This window comes from uncultured Adlercreutzia sp. (assembly GCF_958431955.1).
Classification (GTDB): Bacteria; Actinomycetota; Coriobacteriia; order Coriobacteriales; family Eggerthellaceae; genus Adlercreutzia.
Genome location: NZ_CAUASN010000009.1, coordinates 1 through 13,489, shown reverse-complemented (window position 1 = coordinate 13,489; position 13,489 = coordinate 1). Strand labels below are relative to the sequence as shown.

Here is a 13,489-nt window from a genome sequence, read left to right as displayed (position 1 = left end):
GGAATTCATGGCTGATATCACCGCTTCCATGGTGAAGGAGCTCCGCGAGATGACCGGCGCGGGCATGATGGAGTGCAAGAAGGCCCTGGCCGAGGCCGAGGGCGACATGGAGAAGGCCGTCGACGTGCTGCGCACCCGCGGTCTGGCCGCCGTGGCCAAGAAGGCCGGCCGTGCCACCAACGAGGGCACCGTCATGGCCATCGTGGACGACGCCTGCACCACCGGCGCCGTCGTTGAGCTGAACTGCGAGACCGACTTCGTGGGCATGAACGAGAAGTTCAAGGCCTACGCCGAGAAGATCGCCAAGGCCGCTCTGGCCGCGAAGCCGGCCGACGTGGAGGCGCTGAAGGCTGCCGAGATCGACGGCGAGACCGTCGAGGCCGTCGTGACCGACTGCATCCACGTGATGGGCGAGAACGCTCAGCTGGCCCGCGTGGCCGTGGTGGAGGCTCCGGCCGTGGCCGCCTACATCCACGGCGGCGGCAAGATCGGCGTGCTCGTGACGTTTGCCGTCGAGGGCATCGATCCGGCTTCCGAGGGCTTCCAGAAGTGCGGTCGCGACATCGCCATGCAGGTGGCTGCCCTGAACCCGGTGTCCGCCACCCGCGAGGACGTGCCCGCCGACGTGGCCGCCCACGAGATGGAGATCTACAAGGCCCAGGCCGCCGAGTCCGGCAAGCCCGAGGCCATCCAGGAGAAGATCGCGCTCGGCCGCATGGACAAGTTCTACAAGGAGAACTGCCTCGCCGAGCAGGACTTCGTGAAGAACCCCGACCTCACGGTGTCCGCCTACGCCGACGAGTGCGCCAAGGAGCTGGGCGGTTCCATCAAGATCACCGGCTTCGTGCGCTTCGCCCTGGGTGAGTAGCCCATCGCTGGAGTTTTTATTCCGATACCTGAAAGGCCGTGCCTGCGCGCGGCCTTTTTTCTATAATGGTGCAACTTAGAGGAACTTGCGACATGACTTGCGGGCGCTTCGGCGCCCCGGCAAAAGGACTAGAAATGAACCAGGAAGTCATCATCGTTCGGGGCAACCATGCCCTTTCCGGCGACGTGACCGTCTCCGGCGCCAAGAACTCCGCGCTCAAGCTCATGGCCGCCAGCCTGCTTGGTCAGGGAACCACCATCCTGCACAACATCCCGGTCATCTCGGACATCGAGATCATGGGGGAGGTGCTCAAGCGCCTGGGCGCCACGGTCACCCGCGACGGCCACACGCTCACCATCGACACGGCGCCGGTGGATTCCTGCGAGACCCCCTACGAGCTCGTCTCGAAGATGCGCGCCTCCATTTCCGTGCTCGGGCCCCTCATCGGGCGCTTCGGCGAGGCGCGGGTGGCCATGCCCGGCGGCTGCCAGATCGGCGCCCGCAAGATCGACATGCACCTGGTGGGGCTCGAGGCTTTGGGCGTGCACTTCGACGTGGATCACGGCGTGCTGCACGCCAGCACGCCCGACGGGCTGCGCGGCGCCCATGTGTATCTGGAGTTCCCGTCGGTGGGCGCCACCGAGAACATGCTCATGGCCGCCGTGACCGCCGAGGGTCACACGGCTATCGAGAACGCCGCGTGCGAGCCGGAGATCGAGGATCTGGCGAACATGCTCAACGCCATGGGCGCGAAGGTGTCGGGTGCCGGCACCTCGCTCATCGAGATCGAGGGCGTGCCGTTCTCGGCGCTGCACCCCTGCGACCACACCTGCGTGGGCGACCGCATCGAGGCGGGCACCTTCCTCGTGGGCGGCGCGCTCACCGGCGGCCCGGTCACCGTGCACGGGATTGACCCGGCGTTTCTCCGCATGGCCATCATGAAGCTGCGGGCCATGGGCTGCGAGGTGGAATGCGGCGAGGACTGGGTGCGCGTGAGCCGCACCGAGCCGTTGGTGTCGGTGGACATCCAGACGCTGCCCCATCCGGGCTTCCCCACCGACCTGCAGGCGCAGTTCATGCTGCTGGCGGCCCTTGCCGACGACGTATCGGTCATCACCGAGAACGTGTTCGAGAACCGCTTCATGTTCGCCGCCGAGCTCATGCGCATGGGGGCCGACATCACGCTCGACGACCACCACGCCATCGTGCGCGGCGTGGCGGAGCTGGAGGGCGCCCCGGTGTCCTCCACCGACCTGCGCGCCGGCGCGGCCTTGGTGCTCGCCGGCATCGTGGCCGACGGGGAGACGAGCGTGCACCACCTGGAGCACATCGACCGCGGCTACGAGGACTACGCGGGTAAGCTCGCCTCCCTCGGCGCGGACATCCGCCGCGTGCCCGCCGGCGAAGCCTAGGCGGCCGCCATGGCGATGCACAGCAAGAAGGGGCTCTCCGCCTCCCAGACCCGCCGCACCTCGCGTCGGGTGAACGACTCGGTGATCGGCTCCCATGTGGAGCGTCGGCCCGGCCGCCACGGGCGGCACGGCGACGACCCGACGGGAACGAGCCGGGTCGACTTCTCGGACGGCCGGCGCTCGAGGCGAGCGACGCGGGGCATCGTCGACCAGGTCGACGTCCAGGCGACGAGCGGCGAGAGCGACGCCGATTTCGCCCGCCGCCGCAACCGCCGCGGCTATGTGGAGGAGATCCAGGCCCGCTCGCGCCGGCGCAGCGTGGCCACCTTGGCCGTGGTGGCCGTGGCCGTGGTGGCCGTGGCCGTCATCGCGGGCGTGTGGGCGTTCTTCGCCTTGTCCGACTCCCAGCTCTCACTCGGCGACTCCAACGCCGAGGAGGCCCTCGTGGCCCCCGCCGAGGGCGAGCCGTACTTCGCCCTGTGCACGGCGAGCTTGGGCTCGGCCACCCCGGCCCTGGCCGCCGAGGGCGAGGCGTACCTGGCCGTGCGCATCGACGAGTCGTCCCACACCCTCACCTTCGTCTCGGTTCCGGCCACCGTGTCGGTCGAGCTGTCCGACGGGGCGCGGCACCCCCTCTCCGAGGCGCGCTCGGTGGGCGGCGACGCCGAGCTCATCCGCGCGGTGAGCGGTCTTCTGGGGGTCGACATCGCGCACTTCGCGCACACCGATGCCGAGGGGCTCGAGCGGCTCGTGGACATCGTGGGCGGCGTGGCCGTCGAGCTCGACCAGGAGGTGGACGATCCGCGGGCGGGCATCCAGGTGCTCAAGGCCGGTCAGACGACCCTCGACGGGTCGGCCGCCGTCACGCTGCTGCGGGCCGCGAACTACACCGACCCCTACCTCACCCAGGCCAAGATGCGGGCGCTGTTCACGGTGAACCTCGCCGAGCGCGCGAGCTCGGGGGAGGGCCTGAGCTTCCCGAGCGTGGTGGCCGACGGCGCCCCGGCCGTGAGCACCGACTGGTCGAGCAGCCAGATCATCGCCCTCGGGGATGTGCTCCACCCCCTCGACGAGGTGACGGTGTACGCCACGGTGGTGCCCGGGCGGGCGGTGGCGTCCGAGGACGGGGGCCGCACCTACGAGGTGTCCGAGGACGACCTGGCCGCCATGATGGAGGCCGTGCGCGCCGGAAACGCCCCCGAGAGCGCCGCGGGCAATGTGGCCAACGTGGACCGCAGCCTGGTGACGGTGGAGGTGCGCAACGGAAGCGGCATCCAGGGCGCCGCCGCCCGCTGCGGCGAGCTTCTCGTGTCCGACGGCTACCAGGTGGCCTCGGTGGGCAACGTGGACGACGGGGCGACCTACCCGGAGACCATGGTCATCTACAAGGACGCCGCCTTCGAGGTGGCCGCGAAGGCGGCGGTGGCCGATCTGTCGGCCGGGCGCGTGGTCAACGGCGGCGACTTCTACACCTTCGACACCGACATCCTCGTCATCATCGGCCAGGACTGGATCGGGTAGGGGACCCCCGCGCGCTTTCCCGACGGATTTGGTGAAGGGGGCGGCCGCGCGGCGGCGCTGTGCTATGATGGCGCCATAACGGAAGAGCCTCTTTGAAAGGGAGTGTGCTATGGTTGAGAAGTCCGATGTGGCGGCCGTGCTGGAGCTGATCCGCCCGAGCCTGCAGGCCGACGGCGGCGACGTGCAGCTGGTGGACGTGTCCGAGGACGGCGTGGTCACCGTGGAGCTGCAGGGCGCCTGCAAGGGCTGCCCCATGTCCCAGATGACGCTGGCCAACGGCGTGGAGCGCATCCTGAAGGAGCGCGTGCCCGGCGTGACGAGCGTGGTTCCCGCCCCGTAGGCGGACGCGGCAACGAGAAGGCGAGCGGGCTCTGCGGGGCCCGCTTTTTTGCGAGAGAGGCTGGCGAATGGAAGGATGTTGGAGCCGTCGCGGATGCGACGATGAGATGCAGGGCCGCTGCCCGCACAACGTGCCCGGCGAGCCGTGCCCGGCCGACTGCCACTACGCCGCCTGCCATCGGCCGACCCATGTGGTGTGCGAGGACTTCGGCGTGCTTCTGAACCCCGAGCGCGACTACGAGGCCGCCGTGAAGCAGGTGTGCCGGTTCTGCGAGCACTTCCTCGTGAACGGGCCCGATGTGGATCCGAACGCGCCGAACGGCCGCGAGAAGTTCAGCGGGCGCAACCGCTTCATCCTGTAGGGGAGGGACGGCCCGGGGCTGGTAACGGTCGGCTTGCGCGCCCGCGCGATCGCACCTGTCGCCGTCGGCTCTGCTACAATGGGCGAAAAGACCGGCGCGAGCAGAGGGAAAGGCGGTGTGCGCGGTGAGAACGACCCTGACCTGTCCGGCATGCGGCGCGTCCGATGTGGATGTGCGCGCCTACGATTCCATGATGGTGCTGCGCCCCGATTTGGCGCTGTTCACGCTCACGTGCCCCCGATGCGCCGCCCGCATCTCGGCCATGCAGCCCATTCCCTCCGCGCTGCGCGAGGAGGTCCAGTTCGCCGCTATCGAGTTGGGCGCCGGCATGGGCGCCCACGAGGGGAATCTGTAATGTTGAACGAAATCTACCAGAACCTCGATCCCGTCGCGTTCTCGCTGGGGCCGCTCGTCGTGCGCTGGTACGGCCTGGCCTACGTGCTCGGGTTCGCGCTCGCGGCCCTCATCATCTACCGCGTCGCGCGGCGCTGGCGGCTCGGCGTGAGCGAGGACGACCTGCTCACCCTCATGGTGTGCGCCATCATCGGCGTGGTGCTCGGCGCGCGCGTGGGTTACGTGCTCTTCTACGGCGACGGCTACTACCTCGCCCACCCGCTGGAGGTGCTCGCCTTCAACCAGGGCGGCATGAGCTTCCACGGGGGGCTTGTGGGCCTGCTTATCGGCGGCGCGGTGGCGGCGAAGCTCACGCGCATCCCGTTTCTCACCCTGGCCGATCTGGGATCGATCGGCGCGCCGCTCGGGCTGTTCTTCGGACGCTGCGCCAACTTCGTGAACGGCGAGCTGTGGGGCGCGCCCACCGACTGGCCCGTCGGGGTGGTGTTCGGCGGGGCGGCCGGCACGATGCCGCGCCACCCGAGCCAGCTCTACGAGGCCGTGCTCGAGGGCCTCGTCATCTTCTGCGTGCTCTACGCCCTCTCGCGGCGCGTGCCCCCGCGCCCCCGCGGCACCTTCGTCGGCGCGTTCCTCGTGCTCTACGGCGTGTTCCGCTTCCTCATCGAGTTCGTGCGCGAGCCGGATGCGCAGCTCGGCTACTTGTGGGGCGGCTGGCTCACCATGGGCCAGGTGCTCTCGGCGCCGCTCGTGGTGGCCGGCGTGGCGGTGCTCGTGTGGGCATGGCGGCGGCAGCTTCCCCAACAGGGGCCGCGCCGCGGGGCCGCTGCGGATGCCAGCGCGCCCGAGCCCCCCGCGGGCCTCTCCTAGGGGTCTGCGCCCCTCGGCGGCGCCCCTCACATTACCTTCGTGCGCGGGACGTAGCTTCGTTACGTCCCGTTGTCGATTATGTGGCCCTTGAAGGTCCGCCCGCGCCTTCCCGTACAATGGTTGACGGCTGTGGAATAGCCCGCCGGGCGCCGCGGCTTTCGCGAGAACGACAACTAGAGATGCGAGGTGCGATATGGACGTGAAGTTCTACAAGTGCATGCACTGCGGCAACATCGCCGTGAAGGTGTTCGACGCCGGGGTGCCCCTGGTGTGCTGCGGCGAGAAGATGGTGGAGCTGGTGGCCGACTCCCAGGACGCCGCGCTCGAGAAGCACGTGCCCGCCGTCGAGGTGGCCGGCGACAAGGTGGTCGTGAACGTGGGCAGCGTGGACCACCCCATGACCGAGGAGCACTGGATCCAGTTCATCTGCCTGGTGACCGATAAGGGCTACCAGATCAAGCCCCTCACACCGGCCGATGCCCCCCATGCCGAGTTCGTGGTGCCCGCCGGCGAGAAGCCGCTGCGCGTTTACGAGCACTGCAACCTGCACGGCCTGTGGGTGACCGAGCTGTAGGGCCGAGTCAACCTGTCCGGCCGCGGCCAGGAGGCAAGGGCGCCGTGCTCAGACAGTCCTCGCTCGGCGGGACAGTCCACAGGACTGTCCCGTTCGCTGCGGAACTGCGCGCGGACCCTCACCTCCTGGCCGCGGCCTACTTTGCTTTGCTTGGGGCCATTCCCCGACTAATCTTGAAAGACCCGTGTAGCGCGGGTCTTTTCTCTTGCATCGCGCCGAAGGGGTGCTAATATAGACAAGCTTGTCTCTGGCTTGGTCGGAAACCAAGCCACATTCGGAATCCTTGGTCGGAAACCAAGGGAAGATAGGAGAACCCATGAAGCAAGACATTCATCCGGAGTACGTGGACTGCGTCGTGAAGTGCAGCTGCGGCAACACCTTCACCACCCGCTCCACGAAGCCCGAGCTGAAGATCGACATCTGCAACGCGTGCCATCCCTTCTACACCGGCACCCAGAAGCTGATCGACACCGGCGGCCGCGTGCAGCGCTTCGCTGACCGCTTCGGCTCCGCCAAGGACGTCGTCGCCGAGCGCGAGGCCGCCAAGAAGGCCGAGCGCGCCGCTCAGATCGCCGAGCGCGAGGCCGCCAAGAAGGCCGAGCGCGAGGCCAAGGCCGCTGCTAAGGCCGAGCGTGCCGCCGCCTTTGCCGCCAAGGCCGCCGAGGAGGCCGCCCGCGCCGAGGCCGAGGAAGAGGTTCAGTCCATGGAGGACGCCGCTGCCGAGGCCACGACCGAGGAGGCTCCCGGCGTGGAGCTGTCCGAGGCCGAGGTCGCCGAGGCCGTGGAGGCCGCCGAGTAGGCCTTGCTTCTCGCATGCGAAGACCCGCCGCATCCGCGGCGGGTCTTTTTGCGTTCAGGGGCCGCGGGGCTGTGGTCGGGGGTCCGCGCGGAGTTCCGCAGCGACTGGAAATGCCCTGTGGGCATTTCCACCAAGCGAGGACTGTCTGAGCACGGCGCCTCCGACCGCAGCCCCGCGGGGGAGGGCCGCATCCGCCGCGGGTCTTTTCTTTTGCAGACTCGTAAATTCGGGTGAGGGTGCTGCGGGGCGCGAACTATAATGATGCGGAATGAACGACGATAGCGAGGAGCGAGACGTGGTAACCACCCCCGAGCAAGATTTCGTGCTGAAGACCATCGAGAGCCGGGACGTGCACTTCGTGCGCTTCTGGTTCACCGACGTGCTGGGGAACATGAAGTCCTTCGCGGTGGTGCCCGGCGAGCTGGAGAGCGCCTTCGAGGACGGCATGGGCTTCGACGCCAGCTGCATCGAGGGCTTCTCGGCTGTGAGCGAGTCCGATATGCTGGCCTTCCCCGACCCCTCCACCTTCCAGGTGCTGCCGTGGCGCCCCCAGGCCAACGCCGTGGCCCGCATGATCTGCGACATCCGCACCCCGGAGGGCGCCCCCTACGAGGGCGACCCGCGCTCCGTGCTCGACCGCATGGTGCGCAGGGCCGCCGAGATGGGTTACGCGTTCGTGGTGGGGCCGGAGCTGGAGTACTTCTACTTCAAGGACGCCCAGGGCACCGAGGTGCTCGACCGGGGCAGCTACTTCGACCTCACCTCGCTCGACTCGGCCTCCGACCTGCGCCGCGACACGGTGCTCACCCTGGAGAAGATGGGCATTCCCGTGGAGTACTCGCACCACGAGAAGGGGCCCTCGCAGCATGAGATCGACCTGCGCTCGGCCGACGCGCTCTCCATGGCCGACGCGGTGATGACCTACAAGCAGGTGGTGAAGGAAATCGCCATGAAGCACGGGGTGTACGCCTCGTTCATGCCCAAGCCCATGGCCGATGCGCCCGGCAACGGCATGCACGTGCACCAGAGCCTCACCGACCTGGACGGCAACAACGTGTTCTTCGACGAGGCCGACCCGTCGGGCTACAACCTGTCGGCCACGGCGAAGAGCTACATCGCCGGCCTTCTGAAGTACGCTCCGGAGTACACCTTGGTCACGAACCAGTACGTGAACTCCTACAAGCGCCTGCAGCCGGGCGGGGAGGCGCCCACCTGCATCAGCTGGGGCGCGCGCAACCGCGCCACCCTCGTGCGCATCCCGGGCTACCGGCCGCGCAGCGAGGCGGCCTGCCGCGTGGAGCTGCGCAGCCCCGATCCGGCGGCCAACCCCTATCTGGCCTTCGCCGTCATGCTGGCCGCGGGTCTGGCGGGCATCGAGGAGGGGCTTGAGCTCATGCCCCCGGCCGACGACGGGGCGCCTTTGGGCTGCACGCGCCACGAGCATCGCGCCCGCGGCATCGCCACGCTGCCCGAGAGTCTGGGCGAGGCGGTGGAGCTGTTCGCGGGAAGCGCGCTCATGCGCGAGGTGCTCGGCGAGCACATCCACGGCTACCTGGTGCGCGCCAAGCGCGCCGAGTGGGAGGCCTACCAGGGCATCGTGACGCCCTGGGAGCTCGAGCGCGGTCTGGCGGTGCTGTAGCATGCAGCGCAAGACCGTCATCTTCATCGCCGACAGCCTGGATAACGCCCACAAGTTCCAGCAGGTGCTCTCGAAGCTGGATGTGGACGTGGCGGCCGGCTCGTCGGTGCAGTTCAAGAAGCTGCTCGCCGCCCACCCGGCGCGCGATCTGGTCATCTATGAGGCCCGCGGCGACCACCTGGGGACGCTCGCGTCGGTGGAGTCCGCCCTGGCCGAGGAGGGCTCCGGCTCCATGCTCGTCATCGTGAACGAGGATCAGCTGGCTGAGTTCCGCCTTCCCGTGTCCTGCAAGGCCGACTTCGTGGTGCACGGCGCCTCGGCGGCCGAGTGCACCCAGCGCATCCGCCAGCTTCTGTGGCCGGGCAACGAGGGGTCGTCGGCCGACTACATCGTCGTGGACAACATGACGGTGAACCTGGCCACCTATCAGGTGAAGGTGGCCGGCGAGCCGGTGGATCTTACGTATTTGGAGTACGCGCTTCTGGCCTTCCTCGTCACCCATCCTGGACGCACCTACTCGCGCGACGCGCTGCTGCGCCGCGTGTGGGGCTTCGACTACTACGGCGGCAGCCGCACCGTGGACGTGCACGTGCGCCGCGTGCGCGCCAAGCTTGGGCCCGAGCTCGCCCAGCGCCTGGAAACAGTGCGCGGCGTCGGGTATCTGTGGAACATGTAGGAGCCCGGCATCCGATTCAACGCAATGCCCTAAGGAGTCTCAATGTCGAAGAAGATCGCAGTCATAGACGGCAACTCGCTCATGCACCGGGCCTACCACGCCGTGCAGACGCCCATGACCGCCAAGGACGGCACCCCCACCAACGCCGTGTTCGGCTTTCTTTCCATGCTGTGCAAGTTCATCGAGATCGCCTCGCCCGACGCCATCGTGTGCGCCTTCGACGCCGGCAAGCCCACCCACCGCATCGAGGCGCTCGCCCAGTACAAGGCCCAGCGCCCGCCCATGGACAACGAGCTGCGCGTGCAGTTCCCCGTCATGGAGGAGCTTTTGGAGGCCATGGCCATTCCCGTGGTGAAGGTGCCCGGCTGGGAAGGCGACGACATCCTGGGCACCATCGCCGCTCGCGACGAGGAGCTCGGCTTCGAGACGCTGCTCGTGACCGGCGACAAGGACGCCTACCAGCTGGCCACCGAGGCGACCCGCATCGTCACCACCAAGAAGGGCATCACCGACATCACGGTGAACGGCCCGGTCGAGGTGGAGGAGCGCTACGGCGTGACCCCCGCCCAGTTCATCGACTACCTGGGGCTGATGGGCGACAGCTCCGACAACATCCCCGGCGTGCCCGGCATCGGCCCGAAGACCGCCACGAAGCTGTTGCAGGCCTACGGATCCATCGAGGGCATCTACGAGCATATCGGCGAGCTGAAGGGCAAGCAGAAGGAGAATTTGGAGAACAACCGCGAGACGGCCTTCCTCTCGCGCGAGATCGCCACCATCGTGCGCGATCTGGACTTCCCGCTCGATCTGGAGAACGCCTCCTTCCCGGCTTTCGATGCGGCCGATGTGGAGGAGGCCTTCGGCAAGTACCAGCTGGCAAGCCCCTTGGCCCGGGTGCTGTCGCTCATCGACGCCGAGCCCCCCTCCCGCGAGCTGGAGTTCTCCTTCGCCCCCGAGCTGCGGGGCGACGAGGGCGCCGCCGAGATCGAGCGCGCCATCGCCGCCGGGGAGACCGTCGGCGTGGCCTTCGTCGATCCCGAGCAGGTGTCGCTGTTCAACGACGGGGCCACGGCGGCCTTCGTGACCGACGAGGCGTCCGTCGTCGCCGAGGGCGAGGCGGCCCTCGACCTGTTCGCCTCGCTGGTGCGCGCGGGCTCGTTCTGCGCCCTGGACGTGAAGGCCGACGTGCACCGGGTGTACCCGGCCGACACCGCCGAGCCGGCGCGCGTGACCGACGCCGAGGTGCTCGCCATGGACGGCTTCGACCTGGGTCTGGCGGGCTACGTGCTGAACTCGTCCACGAGCGCCTACACCTACGACTCGCTCATGGAGTCGGCCGCCGGCGCCACCCTGCCGGCCGCCGAGACCGACGCCGAGCGCGCCGTCGTGCACGCCACGGCCGCCCGCATGCTGAGGGAGCTTTTGGAGGAGGCCCTACGCCGCGACGAGACCTGGGACGCCTACGCCTCAATCGATCTGCCGCTCGTGGGCGTGCTCGCCTGCATGGAGCGCGTGGGCGCGGCCATCGACGTGCCCCTGCTCGAGAAGCTCGGGGCCGAGGCCCAGGTGGAAGTGGACGATCTGACAGCGCAGATCTACGAGCTGGCCGGCGAGCCGTTCAACCTGAGCAGCCCCAAGCAGCTGGCCCACATCCTCTTCGAGGTGCTCGAGCTGCCGGCCAAGAAGAAGAACCAGCGCGGCTACTCCACCGACGCGAAGGTGCTCAAGGAGCTCTCGGCCATCCACCCGCTACCGGAGCTCATCCTGCGCTACCGCGAGTTCTCGAAGATCAAGAACACCTATATCGACGCCCTGCCGCGCATGCGCGCCGCCGACGGGCGCGTGCACACCCAGTTCAACGAGACGGTGACCACCACCGGGCGCCTCTCCTCGTCCGATCCGAACCTGCAGAACATCCCCGTGCGCACCGATTTCGGCCGCCAGATCCGCAGCTGCTTCACGCCGCTTCGGGAAGGGGAGCTGTTCCTGTCGGCCGACTACTCGCAGATCGAGCTCAGGCTGCTCGCGCACCTCTCGGCCGACGAGCATTTGGTGGCGGCCTTCAACTCCGGCGCCGACCTGCACACCTCCACCGCCGCGCGCGTGTTCGGGCTTGACCCCGCCGACGTCACGCCGGCGCTGCGCAGCCGGGCCAAGGCGGTGAACTTCGGCATCGTGTACGGCCAGCAGGCCTTCGGGCTCTCCCAGACCCTGGAGATTCCCATGGCCGAGGCGAAGGATATGATCGACCGCTACTTCGAGGTGTACCCGGGTGTGCGCGCCTATCTGGACGAGACGGTGGCCGCCGCCAAGGAGACCGGCTTCGCCGAGACGATGTTCGGCCGCAAGCGCCACATTCCCGAGCTTAGGAGCTCCAACGGCCAGCAGCGCGGCTTCGGCGAGCGCACGGCCATGAACCACCCCATGCAGGGCACGGCGGCCGACATCATCAAGATGGCCATGAACGAGGTGCAGCGGCGCCTGCTCGCCGAGGGCTTCCGCGCCCAGCTGATGATCCAGGTGCACGACGAGCTGGACTTCTCGGTGCCCGCCGACGAGGTGGAGCGCCTCTCGGCCATGGTGCGCGAGGTGATGGAGAACGTGGCCGACCTGCGCGTGCCGCTGCTCGTGGATGTGAGCTGGGGGCCCACCTGGGCCGAGGCGCACTAGACGGTCTTCCAGAAATCCTGGATGAGCTCCTGGCGATTGGCGTGCCCGGTCTTCTGGAGGATGTTGTGCACGTGCACCTTCACGGTAGAGGGCGCGAGCGACATGGCCGAGGCGATGTTCTGGTTGTCCTGATCGCGCAGGATGTAGTCGAGCACCTCCTGCTCGCGGGCCGTCAGCTGGTGGCGCCGCGCGTACATGAGCAGGTCCTCGGCGGTCTGATGGTAGCGCTTTGTGTCGTCGACCACCGGGGAGGTGTGCGAGTGGATGTCGAGCTGGCGCAGGGCGAAGTGGCAGGTCATGAGGGCACAGATGAGCATAAGCAGGTTCTCGGCGTAGTTACGCTCGGCCGAGAGCGTGAAGGGCCCCACGGTGACGGTGTCGCAGGACAGCACGAGGAAGAACATGACGTCCTCGAAGACCATGAGCGCGCCGAGGGCCGCGAGGGCCACGCAGTGGGGCAGGTAGCGGGCGAGGCGCTGGCGCTCCACCTCGTCGCGGGTTCTCAGGTAGTAGACGCCGCCGTAGAGCAGGATCCAGAACATGAAGCAGGCGCGGCAGTTGTAGAAGCAGAAGCGCAGCGCCTTGCTCTCGCCGGAGACGATCAGCAGCACGAAGGAGGCGACGCAGAACACCGCGATGGGGGCGATGCGCACCGTGCGGCTTCGCTCGCCGATGTACTCGCAAACCATGAGCCAGAACGCGCCGAGGAAGCCCGCGCCGGTGACGAGGGTGTAGATGGAGCGGAAGAAGAGGTACTCGGGGGAGAGGTCGGGCCCGAGCGCTCGGGCGGCGTAGTCGTCCTGCAGGATGGATGCCACGTCCAAGAAGTAGAAGAGGAAGGCACCGCAGGCGAAGAACATGGTCTTGCGACGCGTGACCAGGTACGAGGAGAGGCAGACCGCGGCGGTGAGCACCGAGACGAGAATGATCAGAAGCGTCTCGTAGAAGATGACAAGTCCCATAGATCCCTTCTTCTGCCAGCCCCCAGGCGTTGTGCCCTCGGGGCCATTATATACCAACTCGGCGCGCTCCCGCGGGCGTCCTGCGACGGGCGATTTTTTTGATCAAAATAATCAACGGGAAGGTAACGGTGCTCAAGAAGCTGACGTTCTGTCAATGGATGTTGCGAAGAAAATATGGATTTGATCTGCGGTTTATGGAGGTTGTAGGGAGAAGGCCCGCTGCATAGGCGCAACTTACACGCGGCGCTACACCTGGTTTAGACCTTTCGCAAAAGCTGAGCATCCCGCACATTGGACTCATGCAACATCGCCAAGGAAGCGATGGCCGCGGAGGGAAACCGCGGCAGCCGGCACACGACAGGCGCCCGGCGGCGCCAGATCGGAGAGTCCCATGCAAGGAGTAAACGTCAAGAGCGAGATCGGCGACCTCAAGAAGGTCATCCTGC

Annotated in this window: 13 protein-coding genes; 12 read left to right on the top strand and 1 reads right to left on the bottom strand. The window is 67.8% G+C overall.

Going from position 1 to position 13,489, the window contains the following annotated elements; genetic code table 11:
- The first annotated feature begins 7 nt into the window (after nt 1–7).
- The 12 genes from tsf to polA all read left to right on the top strand — a co-directional run bounded on the left by tsf (nt 8) and on the right by polA (nt 12,081).
- On the top strand, nt 8–868 hold the full coding sequence (gene tsf, locus Q5064_RS04305; protein ID WP_302962570.1) for a translation elongation factor Ts: 861 nt from the start codon (nt 8–10) through the stop codon (nt 866–868).
- Nucleotides 869–1,002: 134 nt separating this feature from the next.
- A complete protein-coding gene (gene murA, locus Q5064_RS04300) occupies nt 1,003–2,280 on the top strand; it encodes a UDP-N-acetylglucosamine 1-carboxyvinyltransferase (RefSeq protein ID WP_302962568.1) in 1,278 nt (425 codons plus the stop codon).
- A 9-nt stretch (nt 2,281–2,289) separates the two neighbouring features.
- Nucleotides 2,290–3,801, top strand: a complete 1,512-nt coding sequence (locus Q5064_RS04295) for an LCP family protein (RefSeq protein WP_302962566.1) — start codon at nt 2,290–2,292, stop codon at nt 3,799–3,801.
- 109 nt (nt 3,802–3,910) lie between these two features.
- Complete coding sequence (locus Q5064_RS04290) at nt 3,911–4,141, top strand: NifU family protein (RefSeq protein WP_302962564.1); 231 nt, start codon at nt 3,911–3,913, stop codon at nt 4,139–4,141.
- Between the two features lie 67 nt (nt 4,142–4,208).
- Nucleotides 4,209–4,502, top strand: coding sequence for a hypothetical protein (locus Q5064_RS04285; RefSeq protein WP_302962562.1), 294 nt, complete (start codon nt 4,209–4,211; stop codon nt 4,500–4,502).
- A gap of 124 nt (nt 4,503–4,626) precedes the next feature.
- Nucleotides 4,627–4,857 (top strand): UDP-N-acetylmuramoylalanyl-D-glutamate--2,6-diaminopimelate ligase, encoded by a 231-nt coding sequence (locus Q5064_RS04280; RefSeq protein ID WP_302962560.1) that lies wholly within the window; start codon nt 4,627–4,629, stop codon nt 4,855–4,857.
- Nucleotides 4,857–5,723, top strand: a complete 867-nt coding sequence (gene lgt / locus Q5064_RS04275) for a prolipoprotein diacylglyceryl transferase (RefSeq protein WP_302962558.1) — start codon at nt 4,857–4,859, stop codon at nt 5,721–5,723. Before Q5064_RS04280 ends, lgt begins: the two co-directional genes overlap by 1 nt.
- Nucleotides 5,724–5,916: 193 nt before the next feature.
- Nucleotides 5,917–6,297 carry a desulfoferrodoxin family protein gene (locus tag Q5064_RS04270; protein WP_302962556.1) on the top strand — a complete coding sequence of 127 codons (381 nt, stop codon included), beginning with the start codon at nt 5,917–5,919 and terminating at the stop codon, nt 6,295–6,297.
- A 316-nt stretch (nt 6,298–6,613) separates the two neighbouring features.
- Entirely contained in the window at nt 6,614–7,096 is a 483-nt protein-coding gene (gene rpmE, locus Q5064_RS04265) for a 50S ribosomal protein L31 (RefSeq protein ID WP_302962554.1), read from the top strand.
- Between the two features lie 268 nt (nt 7,097–7,364).
- Nucleotides 7,365–8,735: a glutamine synthetase family protein gene (locus tag Q5064_RS04260; protein ID WP_302962552.1), complete on the top strand. Its 1,371-nt coding sequence runs from the start codon at nt 7,365–7,367 to the stop codon at nt 8,733–8,735.
- A 1-nt stretch (nt 8,736) separates the two neighbouring features.
- Nucleotides 8,737–9,411: a winged helix family transcriptional regulator gene (locus tag Q5064_RS04255; RefSeq protein ID WP_302962550.1), complete on the top strand. Its 675-nt coding sequence runs from the start codon at nt 8,737–8,739 to the stop codon at nt 9,409–9,411.
- Between the two features lie 42 nt (nt 9,412–9,453).
- Nucleotides 9,454–12,081, top strand: a complete 2,628-nt coding sequence (gene polA / locus Q5064_RS04250; RefSeq protein ID WP_302962548.1) for a DNA polymerase I — start codon at nt 9,454–9,456, stop codon at nt 12,079–12,081.
- Here the strand turns inward: polA and Q5064_RS04245 are convergent.
- Complete coding sequence (locus Q5064_RS04245) at nt 12,078–13,043, bottom strand: helix-turn-helix transcriptional regulator (protein WP_302962546.1); 966 nt, start codon at nt 13,041–13,043, stop codon at nt 12,078–12,080. The two genes, polA and Q5064_RS04245, sit on opposite strands and share 4 nt — an antisense overlap.
- Nucleotides 13,044–13,489: the final 446 nt, after the last annotated feature.

What these genes read in the sequence shown, in the direction of transcription:
- tsf (WP_302962570.1), top strand. Translation starts at nt 8, where the DNA reads ATGGCTGATATCACCGCTTCCATGGTGAAGGAGCTCCGCGAGATGACC.
- murA (WP_302962568.1), top strand. Translation starts at nt 1,003, where the DNA reads ATGAACCAGGAAGTCATCATCGTTCGGGGCAACCATGCCCTTTCCGGC.
- Q5064_RS04295 (WP_302962566.1), top strand. Translation starts at nt 2,290, where the DNA reads ATGGCGATGCACAGCAAGAAGGGGCTCTCCGCCTCCCAGACCCGCCGC.
- Q5064_RS04290 (WP_302962564.1), top strand. Translation starts at nt 3,911, where the DNA reads ATGGTTGAGAAGTCCGATGTGGCGGCCGTGCTGGAGCTGATCCGCCCG.
- Q5064_RS04285 (WP_302962562.1), top strand. Translation starts at nt 4,209, where the DNA reads ATGGAAGGATGTTGGAGCCGTCGCGGATGCGACGATGAGATGCAGGGC.
- lgt (WP_302962558.1), top strand. Translation starts at nt 4,857, where the DNA reads ATGTTGAACGAAATCTACCAGAACCTCGATCCCGTCGCGTTCTCGCTG.
- Q5064_RS04270 (WP_302962556.1), top strand. Translation starts at nt 5,917, where the DNA reads ATGGACGTGAAGTTCTACAAGTGCATGCACTGCGGCAACATCGCCGTG.
- rpmE (WP_302962554.1), top strand. Translation starts at nt 6,614, where the DNA reads ATGAAGCAAGACATTCATCCGGAGTACGTGGACTGCGTCGTGAAGTGC.
- Q5064_RS04260 (WP_302962552.1), top strand. Translation starts at nt 7,365, where the DNA reads ATGAACGACGATAGCGAGGAGCGAGACGTGGTAACCACCCCCGAGCAA.
- Q5064_RS04255 (WP_302962550.1), top strand. Translation starts at nt 8,737, where the DNA reads ATGCAGCGCAAGACCGTCATCTTCATCGCCGACAGCCTGGATAACGCC.
- polA (WP_302962548.1), top strand. Translation starts at nt 9,454, where the DNA reads ATGTCGAAGAAGATCGCAGTCATAGACGGCAACTCGCTCATGCACCGG.
- Q5064_RS04245 (WP_302962546.1), bottom strand. Translation starts at nt 13,043, where the DNA reads ATGGGACTTGTCATCTTCTACGAGACGCTTCTGATCATTCTCGTCTCG.